We start from the raw sequence: 19,812 nt of genomic DNA, 5'->3' as shown, positions 1-19,812 counted from the left end.
GAGATTGACCCGTCGGGCGGGGCGCAGACCCAGGCCGGGCGGGGGATGCACCTTCCCGGCCTCCGGCCCCGGCCGCTTCGCCGGGGGGAAGGCTGACCTGTCGGGCGAGCCGGAATTCCGGGTCCGGGCGGGGGCGCACCCTCCCGGCTCCCGGTCTCGGCCGCACTCCGGGCGGAGAGGACGAACCGGACACCCGGCCCCCGGCCCCGGCCCGCTCTCCGGGTGGCCGGTTGGCCCGCAGGGCGGAGCGCAGACCCAGGCCGGGCGGGGGACGCACCTTCCCGGCCCGGCCCGGCCGCTCTCCGGGTGGTCGGCCGTTCTCCAGGCGGAGCGCAGACGCAGACCGCGTAGGGGGTGCACCTTCCAGGCTCCCGGTCTCGACCGTTGCCCAGGCGGAGAGGCCCGACCCGCCGGGAGAACCGAACACCCGGGCCCGGCCGGGGGTGCACCCTCCCGGCCCCCGGCCCCGGTCGCGCTCTGGGTGGTCGGCCGATCCGCCAGGCGGGGCCGCAGACCCAGATCGGGCGGGGGATGCACCTTCCCGGCCCCCGGCCCCGGCCGCTCTCCGGGGGGTCGGCTGTTCTCCGGGCGGAGCGCAAGACCCAGACCGCGTGGGGGCGCACCCCTCCCGGCCCCGGCCGCGCTGCAGGCGCAGAGGCCGACCCGCCCGGCGGAGCGCAGACCCAGGCCGGGTGGGGGCGCACCCTCCGGGCCCACTGTCGGGCGGGCCGGAGTCCCGGGGCCCGGGCAAAGGGGGGGGTGTACCTTCCGGGAGGGTTGGCGTGCCTCCTTCGATGTACCCCGTTGAGATGCCTGCGTCGGCTGTGGCTTACTTCCGATCACATCACGAGGTAGCCGCCCCGACCCCCCACTCCAGCAGGACACGATGGGAGAGCTTCGTGCGATTCAAGGTGCTGGGCCCCCTGGAAGTGACCCACAACGGTCAGATCTGCACCCCGCATGCCCCCAAGGTGCGTCAGGTACTGGCGTTGCTGCTGCTGCGCGCGAACCAGGTGGTGAGCACGGAGTCGCTCATCGAGGAGCTGTGGGGCGACCACCCGCCGCACAGCGCGATGACCACGACGCAGACGTACGTGTACCAGCTGCGCAAGGTCATCGCCCAGCACACCGGTGACCGGGCCCACGAGAAGATGATCGTCACCACCTCGCCCGGTTATGTGTTCCGCATCGACGACCGGCAGCTGGACTTCCAGGTGTTCAAGAGCGTGCTGGAGGAGGGCCGGGTGCTGCTGGAGGAGGGCTGTCACCTCCAGGCGTCGCAGAAACTGAGAGCCGCGCTGGCCCTGTGGCGTGACCGTGCGCTGACCAACGTCGCCCACGGCACGCTGCTGGAGAACTATGTGACGCACCTCAACGAGCTGTACGTCACCGCGCTGGAGTTGCGGATCCAGGCGGACATCACGCTCGGCTGGTACCGGAAGATCATTCCCGAGCTGGGGTCGCTCGTGCGGGAGTACCCCTTCCACGAGTGGTTCCACGGGCAGTTGATGATCGCGCTGTACATGGCCGGCCGCCGCGGGGACGCGCTGACGGCGTATCAGAACACCCGCCGTCTGCTGAACCGGGAGCTGGGGCTGGAGCCGTCCTCGGTTCTGCAGCACATCCACCAGATGGTGCTGCGCGCGGAGGTGGAGGAGCAGAAGCTGATCGGTTCGCTGCTGGAGGAGTTCACCGCCCAGGCGGCGAGCTGAAGCCGAGCGCGGGGTGAGGGGACCGCAGGCGCCGCCGGGCGCCTGCGGTCCCCTCGTGTGCGGCTCCCCTCGTGTGCGGTCGGCCGGCGCACGAAGCCGTTGCGGTGTCGTGGTCCGACCGGGTCTCGAAGACGCCTCAAACGGCCCTCTGTCCGCTCTTCCTAGCATGCGGTGCATGACCACAAGCACAGGCCTGAGCGGAAGAGTGGCCCTGGTGACCGGGGCGGGCCGGAACATCGGCGCGGTCATCGCGACGGAATTGGCGCGGCGCGGGGCCGGCGTCGCGGTCAACTACCTGAAGTCGGCCAAGGGCGCGCACGACGTCGTCCGGGCGATCGAGTCCGCGGGCGGCCGGGCCGGCGCCTACCAGGCCGACGTCCGCGACGCGGAAGCGGTCCGTGACATGCTCGCGGCCGTCGACAAGGACCTCGGCGCGGTGGACACCCTCGTTTTGAACGCCACCGGTTTCGAGGACGTGCTGCGCGGTCCGGCGCTCAGCCACACGGTCGAGGAGCTGGAGGAGGAGATCGCGGCGCAGTTCCGGGCGGCGATGGTCCCCGCGTACGCGCTGGCGCCGCAGATGGCCGAGCGGGGCGGCGGCAACATCGTGTTCATCTCCGCCGTCTATCCACGCCGCACCATGGCCGGCGGGCTCGGGCACGCGCTGGCGAAGGTGTCGGTGGAGACCGCGATGAAACACCTCGCGGTGGAACTCGGACCGCACAACGTCCGCGTCAACACCGTCATCCCCGACGTCACCCGCAGCGAGAACTTCGAGCGGGCCATCAAACTCGAACACGTCGCCGCGCAGCTCGACTCCTACATCGGGGCGATCCCGATGCGCCGGATCGCCGAGCCGGAGGAGGTCGCGCGGGCGGTCGCCGCGATCGTCAGCGACGACATGTCCTACGTGACGGGCGCGTTCCTGCCCGTCGCCGGCGGCAACCTCATCTTCTGACCACACGCCGGCCCTCGCCACCGGTGCTGACGACCGCCCAGGCGCCGGCAGCCGCTCGACGCGCCGGCCCTCGCGGATGCGCTGACAGCCGCGCAAGCGCTGCCAGACGCGGAAGGGGAAAACGACACATGACAGTTCTGCCCTTCGCAGGCCGGCACGCCGTCGTCACCGGCGGCGGCACGGGTCTGGGCCGCGCCACGGCGCTGGCCCTGGCCGAACAGGGCGCCGCGACGGTCATCGTCACGGGCCGGCGCGCCGAGCCGCTGCGCGAGGTCGCCGCCGCGCATCCGGCGATCCGGCCGGTGGTCGCCGACGTCCGCACCGGCGGCGGCGCGCAGGCCGTCGCCCACGCGGTCGACAGCGGCCCCGGACACCTCGACGTGCTCGTCCACAACGCGGGCGTGTGGCGGTCGACGCCGCTGCAGCAGATCGAGGAGGCCGCCGTCGAGGAGATCCTCGACACCAACGTCACCGGGCCGATCCTGCTGACCGCGCGGCTGCTGCCCTACCTGGCCGAACAATCCGCCGTCGTCCTCGTCTCCAGCGTGATGGGGCATCTGCCCGGGCCCGGGCAGTGCGTCTACGCGGCGAGCAAGGCCGCCCTCGACAGCCTCACCCGGTCCTGGGCGAGTGAACTGGCCCCGCGCCGTATCCGCGTCAACGCGGTCGCCCCGGGGAGCGTGGAGACCGAGTCGCTGATCGCCACGGCACGGGCCGCCGGCTGGAGCGAGGAGAAGATCGAGCAGGTCCGCGCCCGCAAGGGCCGCACGTTCCCGCTCGGCCGGTACGGCAGGCCCGAGGACGTCACCGTGTGGATCACACAGCTGGCCGCACCGGCCAGTTCCTGGGTGACCGGCCAGGTGATCACCATGGACGGCGGCTGGGACCTGCTGTCGGCGCCCGCCGTGTGACCGTGCCGCCGCTTTCCGGCCCGCGGACCCCGCCCGGGAACCCATGACATCCCCGGAATGAAAAGGTTTGCGCACATGGAGAACAGCCCGAAGAAGAAAGTCCTGCTGATCCAGCAGGGTGTGTGGGCGATGTCGCTGGAGTCGATGCCGCTCGCCTCCGGCTACCTCAAGGCGACCGCACTGGCCGACAGCCGGATACGCGAAGAGATGGACATCGAGATACGCAACTTCGACGGAGGGGCCACCCTCGTCGGAATGGCGCAGGAACTGTTCGGCGGCGGTCAGATCCCCGACGTCATCGCGTTCTCGGTCCTCGGCTGGAACTTCCGCACCTTCGGCTGCCTGGCGGAGACGTTCAAACAGCTCAACCCGCACGGCTGGGTGGTGTTCGGCGGCACCCACGTCGCCAACCAGGCGGCGCGGACCTTCCGGCTGTTCCCCGACGTCGACGTCGTCGTCAACGGAGAAGGCGAACTCACCTTCCGCGACCTGCTGCACGCCCACCTCGACGGCGCCGGCCGCGACGAGCTCGGCCACATCGACGGCATCTCCTTCACCGACGGCGCCGGCACACTCGTCACCACCCCCGAACGCCCCCGCATCGAGAATTTGGACATCATCCCCTCGCCCTTCCTGACCGGCGCGATCAGCCTGAAGGACGAGGACGGCAACTTCCCCTACGACGTGGCGCTGCTGGAGACGAACCGCGGCTGCCCCTACAAATGCGCCTTCTGCTACTGGGGAGGAGCCGTCGGCCAGCGCGTCAGAGCCTTCTCCCGCCAACGCCTGCGGCAGGAACTGGAGATGTTCGCCCGGCACAAGGTCCACACCATCGTGCTGTGCGACGCGAACTTCGGGATGCTGCCCATCGACCGGGAATTCGTCGAGGACATGATCGAGGTCCGCAACACCTACGGCTTCCCGAAAGCACTCGAGACGTCCTGGGCGAAGAACAAGTCGAAAATGTTCTACGACATCGTCCGCATCATGAAGGAAGCAGGCCTGCACAGCTCGTTCACGCTCGCCCTGCAGACCCTCAACAAGGACGCGCTGACCCTGATGAACCGGCGCAACATGAAAGTGAACTCCTGGGAAGAGCTCGCCGAATGGCTCAACAAGGAGGGCATGGAATGCTACGCCGAACTCATCTGGGGAGCCCCCGGAGAGACCGTCGAGTCCTTCATGGAAGGCTACGACCGCCTCGCCAAGTACGTCACCCGCGTGGCCACCTACCCCATGCTGCTGCTGCCGAACACCGACTACTCCGAGAACAAGGAGAAGTACGGCCTGGTCACCGTCCGCGGCGACAAGGACGACTTCGAGTACCTGCTGTCGCACAAGACGATGACCCCCCAGGACAACGAACTGATCCACCGCTTCCTGTTCTGGTCACGGCTGACCGCGGAGAACCCCGTCTTCCGCAACCTGTGGCCGGCGCTGCGGCTGCTCGGCGGCATCACCCAGTCCCAGGCGATCCGCTCCATGGTCGACTGGTTCGCCGCCACCGACGACCCCGACGCCCAAGTCCTGCAGCACCAGCTCAAACGCTACTTCACCGACGTCGACGCGATGGGCCCGGCCACCGAGTTCGTCTACGGGCGCGCCGCGGCCAAGCAGCTGTTCCGCAAATGGTGGCACAGCGCCGTGCGGCCCCGCGTGCCCGAACAGCACCGCGCCGTCCTGGACGAGGTGTTCCGCTACGACCTGCTGACCCTGCCCGCCTACACCTCCGACAGCGACGAGCAGGACGAGGAGTTCGCCCACCCCGGCCTGCCCACCGTCGACGTCGCCGGCGAACGCTTCCACGTCCGCAAGGACGTCAGCTTCCACTGCGACGTCCCCGCCCTGGTGCAGTCCCTCAAACGCTCCGAACCCTACGAGCACGCCCTGGGCGACTTCACCTCCTCGCTGTACTACAAGGCCGGCGTCGACGGATTCGTCGGCTCCACCAACCACGAAGAGATCATCTACTTCATGGGCCGTCTCGAACGCGAGATGGACGGCTTTCCCGGCATCACCGCGCGAGGAGCGGCGTAGTGTCCGTGTCCACCCTCCTCACCCGAGCCGCGCACCGCAGCGCCGCGGCCGCCGCCCTGGCCGCCGCGTGCGCCCTCACCGCACCGGCGGCCGCCTCGGCACAGCCCCCCCGGCCGGCGGCGGTCACCTGCACCCAGGTGTCCGTCCCGCTGGCCGACCCCGCCGGCGACGGCGCCGTCGTCCGCGGCGAACTGTGCCGCCCGCCCCAGGCCAACGACACCGTGCAGGTCCTGCTCAGCGGTCTCACCTACGACTCCCGCTACTGGACGCAGCCCCCCGCCCCCGGGCAGCCGTCCTACACCGCCGACGCCCACGCCCGCGGCTTCACCACCTTGACCCTGGACCGGCTGGGCACCGGACGAAGCAGCCGGCCCCCCGCCGACCAGGTCACCTTCACCACCGACGTCGACTCCGTCCACCAGACCGTCACCCGGCTGCGCACCGGGCTCGCCGGCCACACCTTCACCCACATCGTCCTCGTCGGCCACTCCTACGGAGCCGGCGAGGCCCTCGCCGAGTCCTCCCTGCACGACGACGTCACCGCCGTCGTCCTCAGCGGCTTCGCCCACGCCGCCGGCCCCAAGGGCGACGCCATCCTGCCCGCCATGATCCCCGCCGCCCAGGACCCCGTCCTCGCCCCCACCGACCCCCCCGACGGCTACCTGACCACCCGCCAGGGCAGCCGCGCCGACCTCTTCTACGCACCCGCCGACGCCGCACCGGACACCATCACCCGCGACGAACTGACCAAGTCCACGATGACGACAGGCCAACGCGACTCCCTCAGCGACCCCTACGCCCCCGACCTGGCCGCCCGGCAGAAAGCACCCGTGCTCATCGCCCTGGGCTCCGCCGACGCCCTGGTGTGCGGGGGCCCCTACCTGGCCTGCTCCTCACCCGAGGAGATACGCACCTTCGAACGGTACCTGTTCACCGGCGACAACCGGCTGGACGCCTATGTGCTCCCCGGCGCGGGGCACTCCATCAACCTGCACCGCAACGCCTCCGCCTGGCACACCCGGTCGGCGGACTGGATCGAGGACGTGACCGGCTGACACCGCCGCCGCTTCGGCCAGCCTCCCGACGGAAGCTTTCGAGCCCCACTCATCGAAGGAGTTCCCCGGTGAAAAGTCTGGTGCTGTCCGGGGGAACAGGAACCCGCCTCCGCCCGTTCACCTATTCCCTGCCCAAGCAGCTGATGCCGGTCGCGGGCAGGCCCGTGCTCCACCACTGCCTGCACAACATCCGCGACGTGGGCATCACCTCCGTCGGAATGATCGTCGGCCAGCGCAACGGACCCGTCGAACAGGCCCTCGGCGACGGCACGGCCCTCGGCGTGCGCATCGACTACCTCGTCCAGGACAAGCCCCTCGGACTCGCCCACTGCGTCAGCGTCGCCGAGGACTACCTCGACGGCGACGACTTCCTGATGTACCTGGGCGACAACATGCTGGTCGGCTCCCTGGCCGACGCCGCCCGCGACTTCACCCGCCACCGCCCCGACGCCAAGATCCTCGTCACCAAGGTCGACGACCCCCAGCACTACGGCGTCGCCGAACTCGACGCCGCAGGCAACGTCGTCTCCCTGGCCGAAAAACCCGCCCACCCCCGCTCCGACCTCGCCATGATGGGCGTGTACTTCTTCACCCCCGCCATCCACGAAGCGGTACGCGGCCTGCGACCCAGCGCCCGCGGCGAACTGGAGATCACCGACGCCCTGCAACGCCTGGTGACCGGCGGCCGCCAGGTCAGCGCCGAAATCTACCAGGGCTTTTGGAAGGACACCGGCAGCGTCCCCGGACTGCTCGAATGCAACCGGGTGCTCCTCGACAGCATCCACCGCGACGTCCGCGGCCACATCGACGCGGCCTGCGAGCTGCACGGCCCCGTCGTCGTCGAACCCGGCGCGAGCGTGATCGCCTCACGCCTGGACGGGCCGCTCATCGTCGGCGCGGGCAGCACCGTCCGCCACTCCAGGATCGGCCCGCACACGTCCGTCGGACGCGGCTGCCTGATCGACAACGCCCACGTACAGGAGTCGATCGTGCTCGACAACGTCCACGTCGAAGGGGTATGGGGAATGCGCGACTCGGTCATCGGCCGAGGAGCCAGGGTGCACGGCACCACCAGCGGCACACACCGCCTCCTCCTCGGCGACCAGGCCAGCGTCCAGGTGCGCACCGCATGAAGATACTCGTCACCGGAGGCGCCGGATTCATCGGCGCCCACTACACACGCGGCCTGCTCGCCGGCGCCTACCCCGACAGCGACCACGCCGAAGTCACCGTCCTGGACAAGCTCACCTACGCCGGCAACCTCGCCAACCTCCCCACCGGCCACCCCCGGCTGCGCTTCGTCCACGGCGACGTCACCGACCGGGCCCTGCTGCAACGCCTGGTGCCCGGCCACGACGCGGTGGTCCACTTCGCGGCCGAGTCCCACGTGGACCGCTCCATCACCGGCGCCACCCAGTTCGTGTGCACCAACGTCGTCGGCACCCAGTGCCTGGCCGACGTGTGCGCCGCGGCGAACGTTGCCCCCCTCGTCTACGTCTCCACCGACGAGGTCTACGGATCCATCGCCGAAGGCACCTGGGACGAGTCCTGCCCCCTGGCCCCCAACTCCCCCTACGCGGCGTCCAAAGCCGCCGGGGAACTCATGGCCCGCTCCTACTGGCGCACCCACGGACTCGACGTGCGCATCACCCGCTGCTCCAACAACTACGGCCCCTACCAGCACATCGAAAAACTCATCCCGCACTTCGTGACCAACCTGCTCAGCGGCCGGCCCGTCCCCCTCTACGGCGACGGCGGCAACGTCCGCGAATGGATGCACGTCAGCGACCACTGCCGCGCCGTCCACCTCGTCACCGTCAAAGGAAAAGCAGGAAGCGTCTACAACATCGGCGGCGACACCTCCCTGAGCAACAAAGAGGTCACCGAACGCCTCCTGCGGCTGTGCGGCGCCGACTGGTCCCAGGTCCGCTACGTCAGCGACCGCCGCGGACACGACCGCCGCTACGCCCTCGACGCCTCCCTCATCCGCAAGGAACTCGGCTTCGTCCCGCGCATCGCCTTCGACGAAGGACTCGCCGACACCGTCCGCTGGTACCGCGACAACCCCGCCTGGTGGAAACCGCTGGAGCGCGCACAGCCGTGAACAGGCCCGGCCCGGGCGACGCCGCCCGGACCGGGCCCCTGCCGCGCGCTCAGCCCTTCGCCGCCCGGCCGCGGACCTCCTCCACCAGCGCCGACTGGCGCAGGATCATCCGCGCATGCCGCTCATGATCCGCAGTGTCGGCCACCGTCCGCGCGAACTCCGCCGCGATGTTCGCGAACTGGTCGTCGGCCGGCAGCACCCGCTCCTCGCACCCACCCGGCCGCTCCAGCCGCACCACCGGCTGAAAACCGCTCGGCGGAGTGAAGGCCCGCTCCACCGACAACCGCCCCGCACTGCCCCACAGCGCATACCCGGAACGGTAGGCGTGGACGAACCCGAAACCCAGCCGGGCGCTCACCCCCCGCTCGTCGTACAGCAGCGCACCGCCCGCCACATCCACCCCGCACCCCGGATCGACGTGCAGATACGCCCCCGCCACCTGGATGTCGTTGCCCAAGAACAGCTGCGCCGCCCGCACCGGGTACACCCCGACGTCCAAAAGCGCACCCCCGCCCAGCTCGGGCGCATAGCGGATGTCACCGGCCGGCAGCGGCGGGATACCGAAGTCGGCGGTGACGGCACGCAGCTCCCCGACCACACCCTCACGCACCAGCTCCAGCACCCGGCGGTGCAGCGAGTGCCGCAGGAACATGAAACTCTCCATCAGCAGCAGCCCCCGCGCACGCGCCAGCGACACCGCCTCGGCCGCCTGCGCGTACGTGGCGGCCAGCGGCTTCTCGCACAGCACATGCTTGCCCGCCTCCAACGCCCGCATGATCCACTGCGCGTGCAGGCCGGTGGGCAGCGCAATGTACACCGCGTCCACGTCCTCACGCTCCAGCAGCCGCGCATACCCCTGGACGGGCTGCCCGCCGAACTGCGCGGTGAACGCCGCCGCCTTGGCCGCATCCCGGCTCGCCACCGCCGTGATCTCGATCTCGGGCCGGCCCGCCATCGCCGGCAGCATCCGCCGCCTGGCGATGTCGGCGCACCCCAGCACACCGATGCGCACCCGCCCGCCGCGGGCGCCGTTCTCGTTCGCCGTCTGCTTCGTCACCGTCTCACCCTCGACGTCTCGGCAAAAAAATCCGCACCGCCGCCCGCTCAGGGACGGTCCGCGGTGATCGCCTTGTGCATGGAGTTCGCACTGGCGTGGAACTGGACGTTCACGAAACCGGCCTCGGCGAACATCCGACGGTAGGCGGCCACCGAGTGAGGCTCACCCGTGGCGGTCTGGATCAGCATGATCAGCGCGAACAGATGCGGATTGGGATCCTCGGCCGGCGACACGCCGTCCTCGTAGGTGTGGCCGACCACCCCGATCCGCCCGCCCGGCCGCATCGCCTCGAACACCCGGCGCAGCAGCCCGGCCGCCTGCTCCGCGGACCGGTGATGCAGCACATGCGCCATGGTGACCAGGTCGTACGGGCCGCCCAGCGGACCGTCGAAGGCGTCCTGCCGCACCAGCGTCACCCTCTCGCCCACCCCCGCCCGCCGGGCGTTCGACTCCGCCACCTTCAACGCCCGCGGCGACCAGTCCAGCGCCCACAGCCGGGCCCGCGGCTCGCGCCGCACGATCTCCAGGCCGTACCAGCCCGAACCGCAGCCGACGTCCAGCACGTCCACCGCCGCCGCCTGCGGCTGCCAGGGAAGGAGCCGGTCGGCGACCAGCTGGGCGGCTCCCGTGTTGAACGTCGAGTCCGCGCTGTGCTCGGCCCACACCCCGAAATAGTCGAAGTCCGGTGTGTCCGCCGTCGTCTCCAGCACGGGACCGCCCTTGCGGACCGACTCGGCCAGCCGCTTGTGCGCATCCCACTCCCAGTCGTCGGTGCCCAGCCGGATCGGCCCGGCGAAATAGTCCTTGCCGGAGCTCACCAGCAGATCCCCCGCACCCTCCACGAGCGCGTAGCGACCCTCGTCCCAGACCAGCAGCCCGATGGCGACCAGCGCGTTCAACAGGATCCGCGTGCCGCGCGGATGGGTGCCCAGACGGTCCGCCACCGCCGCGGCGTCCGTCGCGCCGGCGGCGACGGCGTCGTACACACCCAGCTCCACCGAGGCGCGCAGCAGACTCGAATGCGTGAAGCCGCGCATATAGGCGTGGAGCCGGCCACGGGTCAGCGCCGGGCCCTTTGGCGTCATTGCTCATCCTCCTGCCGTGCGACGGTCATGGACCCTGCCACCCTCCCCGAGAGCCGTCCGTGTCCCCTCGAGCCCGGCTGGAGAGCCCCACCGCGCACCCCGCCCGGCCGCTTCGAGCGGCAGCCGAGCGCACTGCCGCACGCTCACCCCCATGGACTACCAGCTCACCGACAAGACAGTGCTGGTCACCGGCGCCACCGGAGGCATCGGGCAGGCCATCGCCCGCGCCTTCGCAGCCGAAGGAGCCACCGTCGCGCTCGGCTACCGCAACGACGCCGGCCGCGCCGAACGCCTGGCGGGCGAACTCGGCCGGGCCACCGCCGTCCGCTACGCCCTGGACGACCCCGCCGGCGCCGCCGAGGCCGTCACCGCGGTCCGCGAACGCCACGGCGGCATCGACGTCTTCGTCGCCGGCGCCTTCGCCTGGGGGCCGCGCAGACCGCCCGGCACCCGGTTCGAGGACGTCCCGCCGAGCCAGTGGCTGCCGCTGGTGGAGCACAACCTCGCCCCCGTCGTCCGCGCCGTCCAGCTCGTCCTGCCCGGCATGCGCGAACGCGGCTGGGGGCGCATCGCCCTGATCTCCTCCCACAACGCCTTCGACGGCCAGCCCGGCCAGGAGTTCTACGGCGCCGTCAAAGCGGCCCTGTACGGCTTCGCCCGCAGCCTGGCCTGGGACGCCGGCCCGGACGGCGTCCTGGTCAACGTGGTGGCCCCCGGCCTGACGCTGACCGACCGGGTCCGCGGGAAACTGCCCGAGCACATCAAGGAACGGGAGCGGGCCCACACCCCGACCGGGCGCCTGAGCTCGCCCGAGGACGTCGCGAACACGGTCCTCTTCCTGTGCTCCGCCGCCAACGGCAACATCACCGGCGAGAACGTCACCGTCGCCGGCGGCCGCTAAAGACGAGCCGCCCTCCACCGGGTCTCAAAGAACGCGCCCTAGGTTCCCGGCCATGGTGTCGTTCTCACTGCAGGGCAAAATCGTCGTGCTCACCGGTGGCGATGCGTGGCCGGCCCCTCCGGTCGCCGCGGAACTCGCCCGCCAGGGCGCCGTCCTCGCCGTGCAATACCAGCGTTCCTTCACCGACGCCCGCCACCTGGTGCGCCGCATCGAGAAGGACGGCGGCCAGGCGATCGCCGTGCGCGCCGTGCTCTCGGAGCCGGCCCAGGTGGAGGCGCTGTGCCGGCGCACGGTCGGCGCCCTCGGCGGCATGGACGCCATGGTGGTCAACGCCTTCCCCGACACCCCGCCCCCCGACCTCGCGCCGCCGGACGCCGCGCCTGCGCCACCGGCGCTCCCGGACGCCTACCGCGCCGTGCGCCTGCCCCTGCGCGACTGCCTCGTGCCCGCCCACACGGCCCTGCGCACCCTGTCGGCCCTGCGACGGCCCGGCGCGCTGGTGTACCTCACCGCCGGCGCCGGACTGCGCCACGCGCTGGCCGAGACCGCGGTGCGGCGGCTGGCCGCCGAACTGGGCGAGGACGGCCTGCGGGTGAACGCGGTCGCGGCCACCGACCCCGCGCCGCCCGACGGCCCGGCCACCGGGACGCACCCGCAGCCGGCCCGCATCGCCGCCCGCATGGCCCAGCTGGTGGCCGCACTGACCGCCGGCGACCTGGCCGGCCTCAGCGGCGCCGTCCTGACCACCGGCGCGCTGCCGCCCGCCCGCTGACCGACACCGCCCCGTTCCCGCCCCCAGGAGCCGGCATGCGCGTTCTGTTCACCACCACCAACTGGAAGGGCGCCTACTTCTGCATGATCCCGCTCGGCTGGGCGCTGACCGCGGCCGGGCACGAGGTGCGGGTGCTGTGCGCACCCTCCCAGGCCCCCGCGATCAGCGCCGCAGGCCTCGTACCGGTGCCCGCCCTGAAGGACATCGACATGATGGTCTTCGAACGGATGGCACGCCACGCCGCGGTACGCTCCGGCGCCGAGCCGGCGGGCGACGGCCTGCCGCTGCTGCACCCCCTCACCGGCCGCCCGCTGGCCCACCCCGACGAGTACGACGCCGAGGAGCACGGCCGGGCCTTCCTGCGCGCCTGCGAGCAGATCCACCGCCACAACCAGGACGCCGCGGTCGCCCTCGCCCGCAGCCGGCCGCCGGCCCTGGTCGTGCACGACCTGATGTCGCTGGAGGGCCCGCTGGCCGCGCGGGTCGCCGGCGTCCCGGCCGTCTACCACTCGCCCGGCATGTTCGGCGCGCTCGAGACCGGCCTGGAGGACACCCACGGCGCCTTCGCCCGGCACGGCCTGGGGGAGTGGAAGCCCACCCAGGTCAGCCACTTCATCGACCCCACACCCCCCGCGCTGCAGCCCGACGCCGGCCCCGCCTGCCGGATGCCCGTCCGGTACCTGCCCTACAACGGGCCCGGCCAGCCTCCCCGCTGGACGTGGAGCCGCCCCCCGCGGCCGCGCGTGTGCCTGCTGTGGAGCAACTCGGCGCTGGAGATCTACGGTCCGGCGGTCCCGGCGCTGCGCCACACCGTGGACGCCGTCACCGCCCGCGGGGCGGAGCTGGTGCTGACCGCCTCGGCGGAACAGGTCGACGCCCTGGGCGAACTGCCCGACGGCGTCCGCGTCCTGCGGCACTTCCCGGTGAACCTGCTGCTGGGAACCTGCGACGCGCTGATCCACCAGGGCAGCGTCAACCCGATGATGACGGCCGCGACGGCGGGCGTGCCCCAGCTGATGCTCCCCTTCACCGACGACCAGACGGAGATGAGCAGGCGCTTCGGCCGGGCCGGATCCTCCCTCGCGCTGCCGGGCCCGACCGCGCGCCGCGACGAGGTGGAGGAGGCGGTGACCCGGCTCCTCGACGAGGGCGCGCTGCGCGAGGCCGCCCACCGGATCAGGGCCGGCGCCGAACGCCGCCCGCCCGTCTCCGCCCTCGTCGGGCCGCTGGAGCGGCTCGCCCGCGGCCACGACGTCCGCCCCGCGAGCCGCAGCGAACAGAAACGGTGACAGGCATGACGACAGACGCAGACCTGAAGGACGTACGAGCCTGGCTGCTGGCCGAGCACCACGAGACGGTGGATGCCGACCGGCTCGGCCACGTCCGCGCCGAACTGCAACGCATCGTCGCCGACGGCGTTCGGGGCGCGGTGGTCGAACTCGGCTGCTACCGGGGCGCGATGACCCTGTGGATGCGGTGCGTCCTGGACGCCTGCGGCGACGACCGGCCCATCCACGTCTACGACTCCTTCGAGGGCCTGCCCGAGACCACCGAGGAGGACGAGATCGTCATGCCCTCCGGCCTGTTCACGTCCTCGCCCGCGGACCTCCTCGCGGTCTTCGCCGCCTGGGACCGCCGCCCGCCCCACGTGCACCCCGGCTGGTTCGAGGACACCCTGGCCGGCCGGCTCCCCGACCGGATCGCCTTCGGCTACCTCGACGGCGACCTGTACGCCTCGACACTGGTGTCCCTGACACAGTGCGTGCCCCGGCTCCAGCCCGGCGGCGCCCTCATCATCGACGACTACACCGACCCCGGCGCCCGGCCCGGGGCCGTCGCGCCGTTCCCGGGCGTCAAGGCCGCCTGCGACGCGTACTTCGGCGCCCCGTCCCCCGTCGAGACGCTCCCCGGCGACGTCGCCTACGGGCGCTACCGCCGCCGCGACTGACCCCCACCCCCGCCCCCGCCCCGCCCCCGGCCCCGGCCCGGCCCCCGGCCCCGACAGACAGGACCCGCCATGCCCGACGAGCAGACCGACACCTCGCTCTACACCGACCTGGTGCAGCTCATCGGTTCCTTCCCCACCGCCCAGTACGTCAGGGCCCTGACCCTGCTGGGCGTGCCGGACCAGCTGCTGCCCGCACCGCGTGGGGCCGCCGACCTGGCCGCCGCGATCGGCGCCCACCGGCCCACACTCGTGCGCTACCTGCGCTCCTGCGCGGTCCTCGGACTGATCACCGAGAACGAGCCGGAGGTGTTCGCACTGACCCCCATGGGCGCGCTGCTCACCTCCGACGGGATGTTCGCCGCGATGGCCCGGGCCACCGCGGGGATGCACCACTACCTCCCCTACACCCGCACCGCCGAGTGCGTCCGCACCGGGCGGCCCATGGGCGAGGACACCCTGGGCACCTCCTTCCACCGCCACCTCGAGCAGCGCCCCGAGGACCTGCTCGCCCTCTACCAGCTGGACTCGATGACGTCCGGGGACTGCGGCGGCTCCATCGCCCGGGTCTTCGACTTCACCCGCTTCCCGGTGATCGTCGACGCCGCCGGCCGGCACGGCGACATGCTCGCCCAGGTGCTGGCGGCCGCCCCCGACGCGCGGGGCGTCCTCCACGACGTCCCCGCGATCCTGCCCGCCGCCCGGGCGAACCTCACCGCCCGGGGCGTCATCGAGCGCGTCGACCTGGCCGGCGGCGACCTGGCCGTCGACGGCCCGCCCGGCGGCGGCGACCTCTATCTCCTCAAGACCCTGCTGTGGGAGAACGACGACGAGCGCGCCGTGCGGATCCTGCGCAACTGCGCCGCCGCCATGCCGCCCACGGCGCTGCTGCTGGTGATCGAGAGCTTCCTGCCCGACCTGCCGCACGGCATCAACGGCCCCGACGTCGACGAGGAGACCAGGGAGCTGCACCGGGTGAACTTCTCCGTCTTCCTGCAGCGCGGCGGCCGGGTGCGCACCGAGCGGGAGGTCCGCGACCTGCTCACCACCGCCGGGTTCACCGTCGCACAGGTCAGCCGGGTCGCCGGCGACGCCCGCACCTGGGATCTCATCCAGGCGCGGCCGCGCTGACCCCCGCGCCCGGCACGGCCGTCTCGACGAGGAAGGCGGCCGGGCCCGCCGGGGTGATGCGCGGCGCGGGCAGCCCCGCCCTCGCCAGCAGGCGCGCGAACCCGGCGGCGGTGCGCTCGCGCCCGCCCTGGGACGCCAGCATCAGCAGGTCCATGACGGTGGCGCTGCCCGGCGTCGCGGTCGCATCCAGCACCTGCTCCACCAGCACGATCCGCGCCCCGGCCGGCGCCGCCCGCACCAGCGTGCGCAGCACACCGGCGGCGGTCGCGTCGTCCCACATGTGGACGACGTTCTTCAGCACATACACATCGGCCTCGACGGGAACGGCACGACGGCAGTCGCCCCCGACCACCCGGCACCGGCCGGACAGGTCCCCGCGGACCAGACGCTCATCGGCGCCCTCCACCACCCGCGGCAGGTCGAACAGCACCCCCCGCACCCCGGGATGACGGTCCAGCAGCATGCTCAGCAAGGTGCCGTGGCCGCCGCCGACATCGGCGACCGTCGCCGCCCGGGGAAGGTCCAGCGCCTCCACCACCGGCCGCATGGTCGCCTCCCCCGACCGGGACATCGCCCGGTCGAACAGGGCGCCCAGCTCAGGATCGTTCTTCTCCAGATGGGTGAACAGATCGGTGCCGTACAGGTCCTCGCACACGCCGGTGCCCGTGCGCACCGCGTCGGTCAGACGGGACCATATCTGCCAGGCGAACGGCGCGCCGGCCAGCAGCACCATGGTGCGCCGGCTGCCCGGCGCGTCCTCGCGCAGCAGCCGTGAGGCGGGTGTGTGGGCGTACCGCCCGTCCTCGCGGGCCTGGAACACACCGCGCGCGGCGAGCGCCCGCAGCAGCTGCTCGAGGGACTCGGGGTCGGCTCCGACCCGGTCGGCCAGCTCCGCCGCGCCGGCCGGGCGGTCGCCCAGCGCGTCCGGCACCTTCAGCTCGACGGCGGCCACCAGGGCGGCCGTGACCCCCAGGCTGAACGCCATCTCGTGCAGCAGCAGCGGCGCGGGCACACCGCGGGGCGCATCGGTCATCGGGCCATCTCCCGTTCTCGTCTCGGCTTCGCTGTTCCCGGCTCCGGCCGGCCGCGTCTCACGCGGCGGGCGGGGCGTCGCCGCCCAGGACCTGCCGGGCGTAGACGGCGGCGTTGGGCTGCAGTTGCAGGGCGGCGTGGCTGGTCGCGGCGTGCACGTCCCGCCAGGCCCGCTGCAGGGGGTGGTCGCTGCCCTGGGCGCGGGCCCCGGCCGTGCGCTGCAGCAGCTCCACCGCGTCGGTCACCCACTCGGCGGCCACCGCACAGTCACGCTGGCTGCGCGCCACCTGTTCGGCCCCGACCGGTGCGTCGCCGTCCGCGACGCCGGCGGTGCGGGCCAGCAGCAGCTCCGCCGCGTCGAGCGCGGCGGCCGCCCGCGCCAGCGCGCAGTGGACCGACTCCTTGTCCCGCGAGCGGACCCGGCGTCCCATCAGCGTCTCGGTCCTGGTCCGCATCCCCGCGCCGAAGGCGTCCAGACCCGCCCGCGCGGCGCCCAGCGCGGGCGCCATCAGGCTCAGACCGCTCACCAGCCGGAAGGGCACCCGGTGGCAGCGTGCCGGGCCCTGCGGCCCGGCCGCGACCGCCGCGCCCTCCAGCAGCGCCTGCTGGAGGAACGAGCGGTGCCCGGGCACGAACACCGAGTCCAGGACCACCGTCCGGCTGCCGGTGCCCCGCAGGCCGACGCTGAACCAGGTGTCCCGCACCGTCCACCGGGCGGAGGGCACCGCGAAGAACCGCAGCCGCCCCTCCTCGCCCGGCTCGCGGGCGGACAGCAGGGCCCAGTCGGCGAAGTCGACCCCGCTGACGAAGCCCCACTCACCCGACAGCCGCCACCCGCCGGGCACCGCCTCGGCCGTCCCGGACGGCACGATCGCCGCGGAGATCAGCGCATCCGGCCCGCCGGCCCACACCTCCTTCTGCCCGGCGAGCGGCAAGAACGCCGCCATCCGCGCGTGCGAGGCGAACAGGGACGCGCACCAGCCCGCCGCCGCACACCCCTGCGACACCTCCGTCACCGCATGCAGCAGGCCGGTGAAGCCGCCCCCGGCGCCGCCGAACGCCTCCGGCACGAAGAACCGCACCAACCCCGCCTCGGTCAGCGCCCGCACCGCCTGCGGCGACAGCCGGCGCTCGCGTTCGGCGGCCGGAGCGTGCGCGGCCACCACGTCCCTGACACGGGTGTACGGGGACGGCGGCAAAAAGCTCGGCTCAGGCATGCTGCCCCTTTCCCCTCGTTGTCCGGCCGGACGCCGGCCCGCGGCCGCCGGCTCACCTCCAGCCGCCGCCCCCCAATCTCGGCGAACCGCTTCAAGAACCGTTCGAACCCCGGGCGACTCGAGCGGCCGTCCACCGCCGGCCGAGCAGCGGCTGACAGCGTGCCGCACAGCGGCGGGCACCCGGCAGCGGGCCGAAGCAGACCACGGGGAGAGCGCATGGACCACGACGTTCCCGTCCTCATCGCCGGCGGAGGCCTGGTCGGGCTGTCACTGGCCGTCTTCCTGGCCCAGCACGGCATCACCGCGCACCTGGTGGAACGCCGCGACCACACCAGCGCCGTGCCCCGCGGACGCAGCCTGAACGTGCGCTCGATGGAGGTGTTCCGCGCGGCCGGCCTGGAACCCGCCCTGCGCGGCGCACCCCCCTCGGTGCTGCGCGACTTCCCCGAGATCGCCCGGGCCGCGACCCTGACCGGACCCGAGACCTTCCACGCCGTCCGCCCGGCCCCCGAGTCCTACGCCCGCATCAGCCCCACCACCCCGCTGATGGTCGACCAGAACGCCGTGGAACCGGTGCTGCGCGAACACGCCGACCGGGCCGGCTGCGCGCTGCGGTTCGGCACCGAACTGCTGTCGTTCCGGCAGGACCCGGCCGGGGTCACCGCCCACCTCCGCGACCTGCGCAGCGGCCGCGACCGCACCGTCCGGGCACGCTACCTGATCGCCGCCGACGGCCACCGCAGCCAGATCCGCGAGCGGCTGGGCATCACCACCGGCCCGGCCCACGACAGCGTCCGCTACGTCAGCATCCCCTTCGCCGCCGACCTCGGCCCGGCCCTGCGGGGACGCCGGCTGGCCCTGTGCTACCTGCAGCGGCCGGCGCCCAGAACGGTGCTGACCCGGCTGGACAGCCCCGAGCGGTGGGTGCTGATGGTGCCGGCCGACATCGTCGGCGACGACCCGTCGCAGGAGCACTGCCGGGCCCTGGTGCGCCAAGCGGTCGGCTGGGACGACGCGCCGGTGCGCCTGCTGCGCCAGAAGGACACCGCACTGGACCGGTGGGAGCTGTCCTCGTGGGTGGCCGACCGCTACCGCGACCGGCGCGTCCTGCTGGCCGGCGACGCCGTGCACGTCACACCGCCCGCCGGCGGCCTGGGCGGGAACACCGGCATCCAGGACGCCCACAACCTCGCCTGGAAACTCGCCCTGGTGCTGCGGGGCCTGGCCGGCGACGCCCTGCTGGACACCTACGAGGAGGAACGCCGCCCCGTCGCCGTGGCGGCGTGCGCGTTCTCCCTGGCCAGCCAGCGCGACCGCACGGGCGGCACACACCGGCCCGCCCCTGCGGACGGCGCCCCCGCCCCCGCCCCCGGCGACCCGCTGGCCGTGATCCTCGGCCACCGCTACCGCTCCGCCGCGGTGGCCGGCGACCACGAACCCGGCACCCCGACGCCGCCCGCCCCGACGCCGCCCGCCCCGGCGCCGGTCGCCGAGTGGAACGGCGACCCGGGCAGCCGCGCCCCGCACCTGCCGCTGGTGCGGCACGGCGCCCGCATCTCCTCACTGGACCTGTACGGGAAGCATTTCGTGCTGCTGGCCGGCCCCCGCGCCGACCGGTGGGCGCGCGCGGCACGCTCCGCCGGCCTGCCGGTGCCCCTGCACGTCCACCAGCTCGGCCACGACATCACCGACCCGCAGGGCGCCTGGCCCCGAGCGCACGGGGTGACGGACGCCGGCGCCGTCCTGGTCCGCCCGGACGGCTTCGTGTGCTGGCGGGCCCGCCGGCCCGCCCCCGACGACCCCGAGCACCGGCTGGCCGAGGTGCTGCGCCGCACCCTCGCGCTGCCCGCCGCGGACCCCGCCGCACGCTGAGGCGGCCACCGCACGAGCCGCCC

17 protein-coding genes are annotated in these 19,812 nt (G+C 72.9%); 13 read left to right on the top strand and 4 right to left on the bottom strand.

Translation table 11 applies throughout. The features are described from left to right. The first annotated feature begins 899 nt into the window (after positions 1-899). From ABZ261_RS22430 to rfbB, 7 genes are all read left to right on the top strand, one after another. Complete coding sequence (locus tag ABZ261_RS22430; protein ID WP_356861806.1) at positions 900-1,712, top strand: AfsR/SARP family transcriptional regulator; 813 nt, start codon at positions 900-902, stop codon at positions 1,710-1,712. A gap of 175 nt (positions 1,713-1,887) precedes the next feature. Continuing rightward, a complete protein-coding gene (locus ABZ261_RS22425; RefSeq protein WP_356861804.1) occupies positions 1,888-2,670 on the top strand; it encodes an SDR family oxidoreductase in 783 nt (260 codons plus the stop codon). Between the two features lie 128 nt (positions 2,671-2,798). Then, the gene (locus tag ABZ261_RS22420) at positions 2,799-3,581 is read left to right on the top strand and encodes an SDR family oxidoreductase (RefSeq protein ID WP_356861802.1); all 783 of its coding nucleotides are present in this window, start codon (positions 2,799-2,801) and stop codon (positions 3,579-3,581) included. Positions 3,582-3,656: 75 nt separating this feature from the next. Beyond that, on the top strand, positions 3,657-5,618 hold the full coding sequence (locus ABZ261_RS22415) for a KedN5 family methylcobalamin-dependent radical SAM C-methyltransferase (protein WP_356861800.1): 1,962 nt from the start codon (positions 3,657-3,659) through the stop codon (positions 5,616-5,618). Then, complete coding sequence (locus ABZ261_RS22410; RefSeq protein ID WP_356861798.1) at positions 5,618-6,673, top strand: alpha/beta hydrolase; 1,056 nt, start codon at positions 5,618-5,620, stop codon at positions 6,671-6,673. The genes ABZ261_RS22415 and ABZ261_RS22410 overlap by 1 nt, the downstream gene beginning before the upstream one ends. Positions 6,674-6,741: 68 nt before the next feature. Next, on the top strand, positions 6,742-7,806 hold the full coding sequence (locus tag ABZ261_RS22405) for a glucose-1-phosphate thymidylyltransferase (protein WP_356861796.1): 1,065 nt from the start codon (positions 6,742-6,744) through the stop codon (positions 7,804-7,806). After that, positions 7,803-8,777, top strand: a complete 975-nt coding sequence (gene rfbB / locus ABZ261_RS22400) for a dTDP-glucose 4,6-dehydratase (RefSeq protein WP_356861794.1) — start codon at positions 7,803-7,805, stop codon at positions 8,775-8,777. Before ABZ261_RS22405 ends, rfbB begins: the two co-directional genes overlap by 4 nt. A 49-nt stretch (positions 8,778-8,826) precedes the next feature. Here rfbB and ABZ261_RS22395 read toward each other — a convergent pair whose 3' ends face one another. Further along, complete coding sequence (locus ABZ261_RS22395; protein WP_356861792.1) at positions 8,827-9,834, bottom strand: Gfo/Idh/MocA family oxidoreductase; 1,008 nt, start codon at positions 9,832-9,834, stop codon at positions 8,827-8,829. A gap of 47 nt (positions 9,835-9,881) precedes the next feature. After that, positions 9,882-10,919, bottom strand: a complete 1,038-nt coding sequence (locus ABZ261_RS22390; protein ID WP_356861790.1) for a class I SAM-dependent methyltransferase — start codon at positions 10,917-10,919, stop codon at positions 9,882-9,884. A gap of 151 nt (positions 10,920-11,070) precedes the next feature. Between ABZ261_RS22390 and ABZ261_RS22385 the strand changes: the two genes are divergently transcribed. The 5 genes from ABZ261_RS22385 (at position 11,071) to ABZ261_RS22365 (ending at position 15,668) form a co-directional block, all read left to right on the top strand. Continuing rightward, positions 11,071-11,820 carry an SDR family oxidoreductase gene (locus tag ABZ261_RS22385; RefSeq protein WP_356861788.1) on the top strand — a complete coding sequence of 250 codons (750 nt, stop codon included), beginning with the start codon at positions 11,071-11,073 and terminating at the stop codon, positions 11,818-11,820. Between the two features lie 52 nt (positions 11,821-11,872). Then, entirely contained in the window at positions 11,873-12,592 is a 720-nt protein-coding gene (locus tag ABZ261_RS22380; RefSeq protein WP_356861786.1) for an SDR family NAD(P)-dependent oxidoreductase, read from the top strand. 35 nt (positions 12,593-12,627) lie between these two features. Further along, positions 12,628-13,881, top strand: a complete 1,254-nt coding sequence (locus ABZ261_RS22375; protein ID WP_356861784.1) for a nucleotide disphospho-sugar-binding domain-containing protein — start codon at positions 12,628-12,630, stop codon at positions 13,879-13,881. A 5-nt stretch (positions 13,882-13,886) separates the two neighbouring features. Then, complete coding sequence (locus tag ABZ261_RS22370; protein WP_356861782.1) at positions 13,887-14,540, top strand: TylF/MycF/NovP-related O-methyltransferase; 654 nt, start codon at positions 13,887-13,889, stop codon at positions 14,538-14,540. A 69-nt stretch (positions 14,541-14,609) separates the two neighbouring features. Further along, positions 14,610-15,668, top strand: a complete 1,059-nt coding sequence (locus ABZ261_RS22365) for a methyltransferase (RefSeq protein WP_356861780.1) — start codon at positions 14,610-14,612, stop codon at positions 15,666-15,668. Here ABZ261_RS22365 and ABZ261_RS22360 read toward each other — a convergent pair. Together ABZ261_RS22360 and ABZ261_RS22355 are read right to left on the bottom strand one after the other, a co-directional pair. Then, positions 15,646-16,701 carry a methyltransferase gene (locus ABZ261_RS22360; protein ID WP_356861778.1) on the bottom strand — a complete coding sequence of 352 codons (1,056 nt, stop codon included), beginning with the start codon at positions 16,699-16,701 and terminating at the stop codon, positions 15,646-15,648. The genes ABZ261_RS22365 and ABZ261_RS22360 overlap by 23 nt on opposite strands. A 58-nt stretch (positions 16,702-16,759) precedes the next feature. Continuing rightward, positions 16,760-17,917, bottom strand: a complete 1,158-nt coding sequence (locus tag ABZ261_RS22355) for an acyl-CoA dehydrogenase family protein (RefSeq protein WP_356861777.1) — start codon at positions 17,915-17,917, stop codon at positions 16,760-16,762. Between the two features lie 216 nt (positions 17,918-18,133). On the opposite strand from ABZ261_RS22355, the gene ABZ261_RS22350 reads away from it, so the two are divergent. Next, positions 18,134-19,789: an FAD-dependent monooxygenase gene (locus ABZ261_RS22350; protein WP_356861775.1), complete on the top strand. Its 1,656-nt coding sequence runs from the start codon at positions 18,134-18,136 to the stop codon at positions 19,787-19,789. Positions 19,790-19,812 lie beyond the last annotated feature (23 nt).

This window comes from Streptomyces sp. NPDC006193, from assembly GCF_040613915.1.
Lineage (GTDB): Bacteria > Actinomycetota > Actinomycetes > Streptomycetales > Streptomycetaceae > Streptomyces.
Note: the sequence above shows the minus strand (reverse complement) of the source record. Positions and strands in the feature narration are given on the sequence as shown.

Excerpts from the sequence above, each read along its gene's own strand:
- ABZ261_RS22375 (WP_356861784.1), top strand. The coding sequence starts at position 12,628 with ATGCGCGTTCTGTTCACCACCACCAACTGGAAGGGCGCCTACTTCTGC.
- ABZ261_RS22390 (WP_356861790.1), bottom strand. The coding sequence starts at position 10,919 with ATGACGCCAAAGGGCCCGGCGCTGACCCGTGGCCGGCTCCACGCCTAT.
- ABZ261_RS22385 (WP_356861788.1), top strand. The coding sequence starts at position 11,071 with ATGGACTACCAGCTCACCGACAAGACAGTGCTGGTCACCGGCGCCACC.
- ABZ261_RS22350 (WP_356861775.1), top strand. The coding sequence starts at position 18,134 with ATGGACCACGACGTTCCCGTCCTCATCGCCGGCGGAGGCCTGGTCGGG.
- ABZ261_RS22360 (WP_356861778.1), bottom strand. The coding sequence starts at position 16,701 with ATGACCGATGCGCCCCGCGGTGTGCCCGCGCCGCTGCTGCTGCACGAG.
- ABZ261_RS22355 (WP_356861777.1), bottom strand. The coding sequence starts at position 17,917 with ATGCCTGAGCCGAGCTTTTTGCCGCCGTCCCCGTACACCCGTGTCAGG.
- ABZ261_RS22380 (WP_356861786.1), top strand. The coding sequence starts at position 11,873 with ATGGTGTCGTTCTCACTGCAGGGCAAAATCGTCGTGCTCACCGGTGGC.
- ABZ261_RS22370 (WP_356861782.1), top strand. The coding sequence starts at position 13,887 with ATGACGACAGACGCAGACCTGAAGGACGTACGAGCCTGGCTGCTGGCC.
- ABZ261_RS22365 (WP_356861780.1), top strand. The coding sequence starts at position 14,610 with ATGCCCGACGAGCAGACCGACACCTCGCTCTACACCGACCTGGTGCAG.
- ABZ261_RS22420 (WP_356861802.1), top strand. The coding sequence starts at position 2,799 with ATGACAGTTCTGCCCTTCGCAGGCCGGCACGCCGTCGTCACCGGCGGC.
- ABZ261_RS22415 (WP_356861800.1), top strand. The coding sequence starts at position 3,657 with ATGGAGAACAGCCCGAAGAAGAAAGTCCTGCTGATCCAGCAGGGTGTG.
- ABZ261_RS22425 (WP_356861804.1), top strand. The coding sequence starts at position 1,888 with ATGACCACAAGCACAGGCCTGAGCGGAAGAGTGGCCCTGGTGACCGGG.
- rfbB (WP_356861794.1), top strand. The coding sequence starts at position 7,803 with ATGAAGATACTCGTCACCGGAGGCGCCGGATTCATCGGCGCCCACTAC.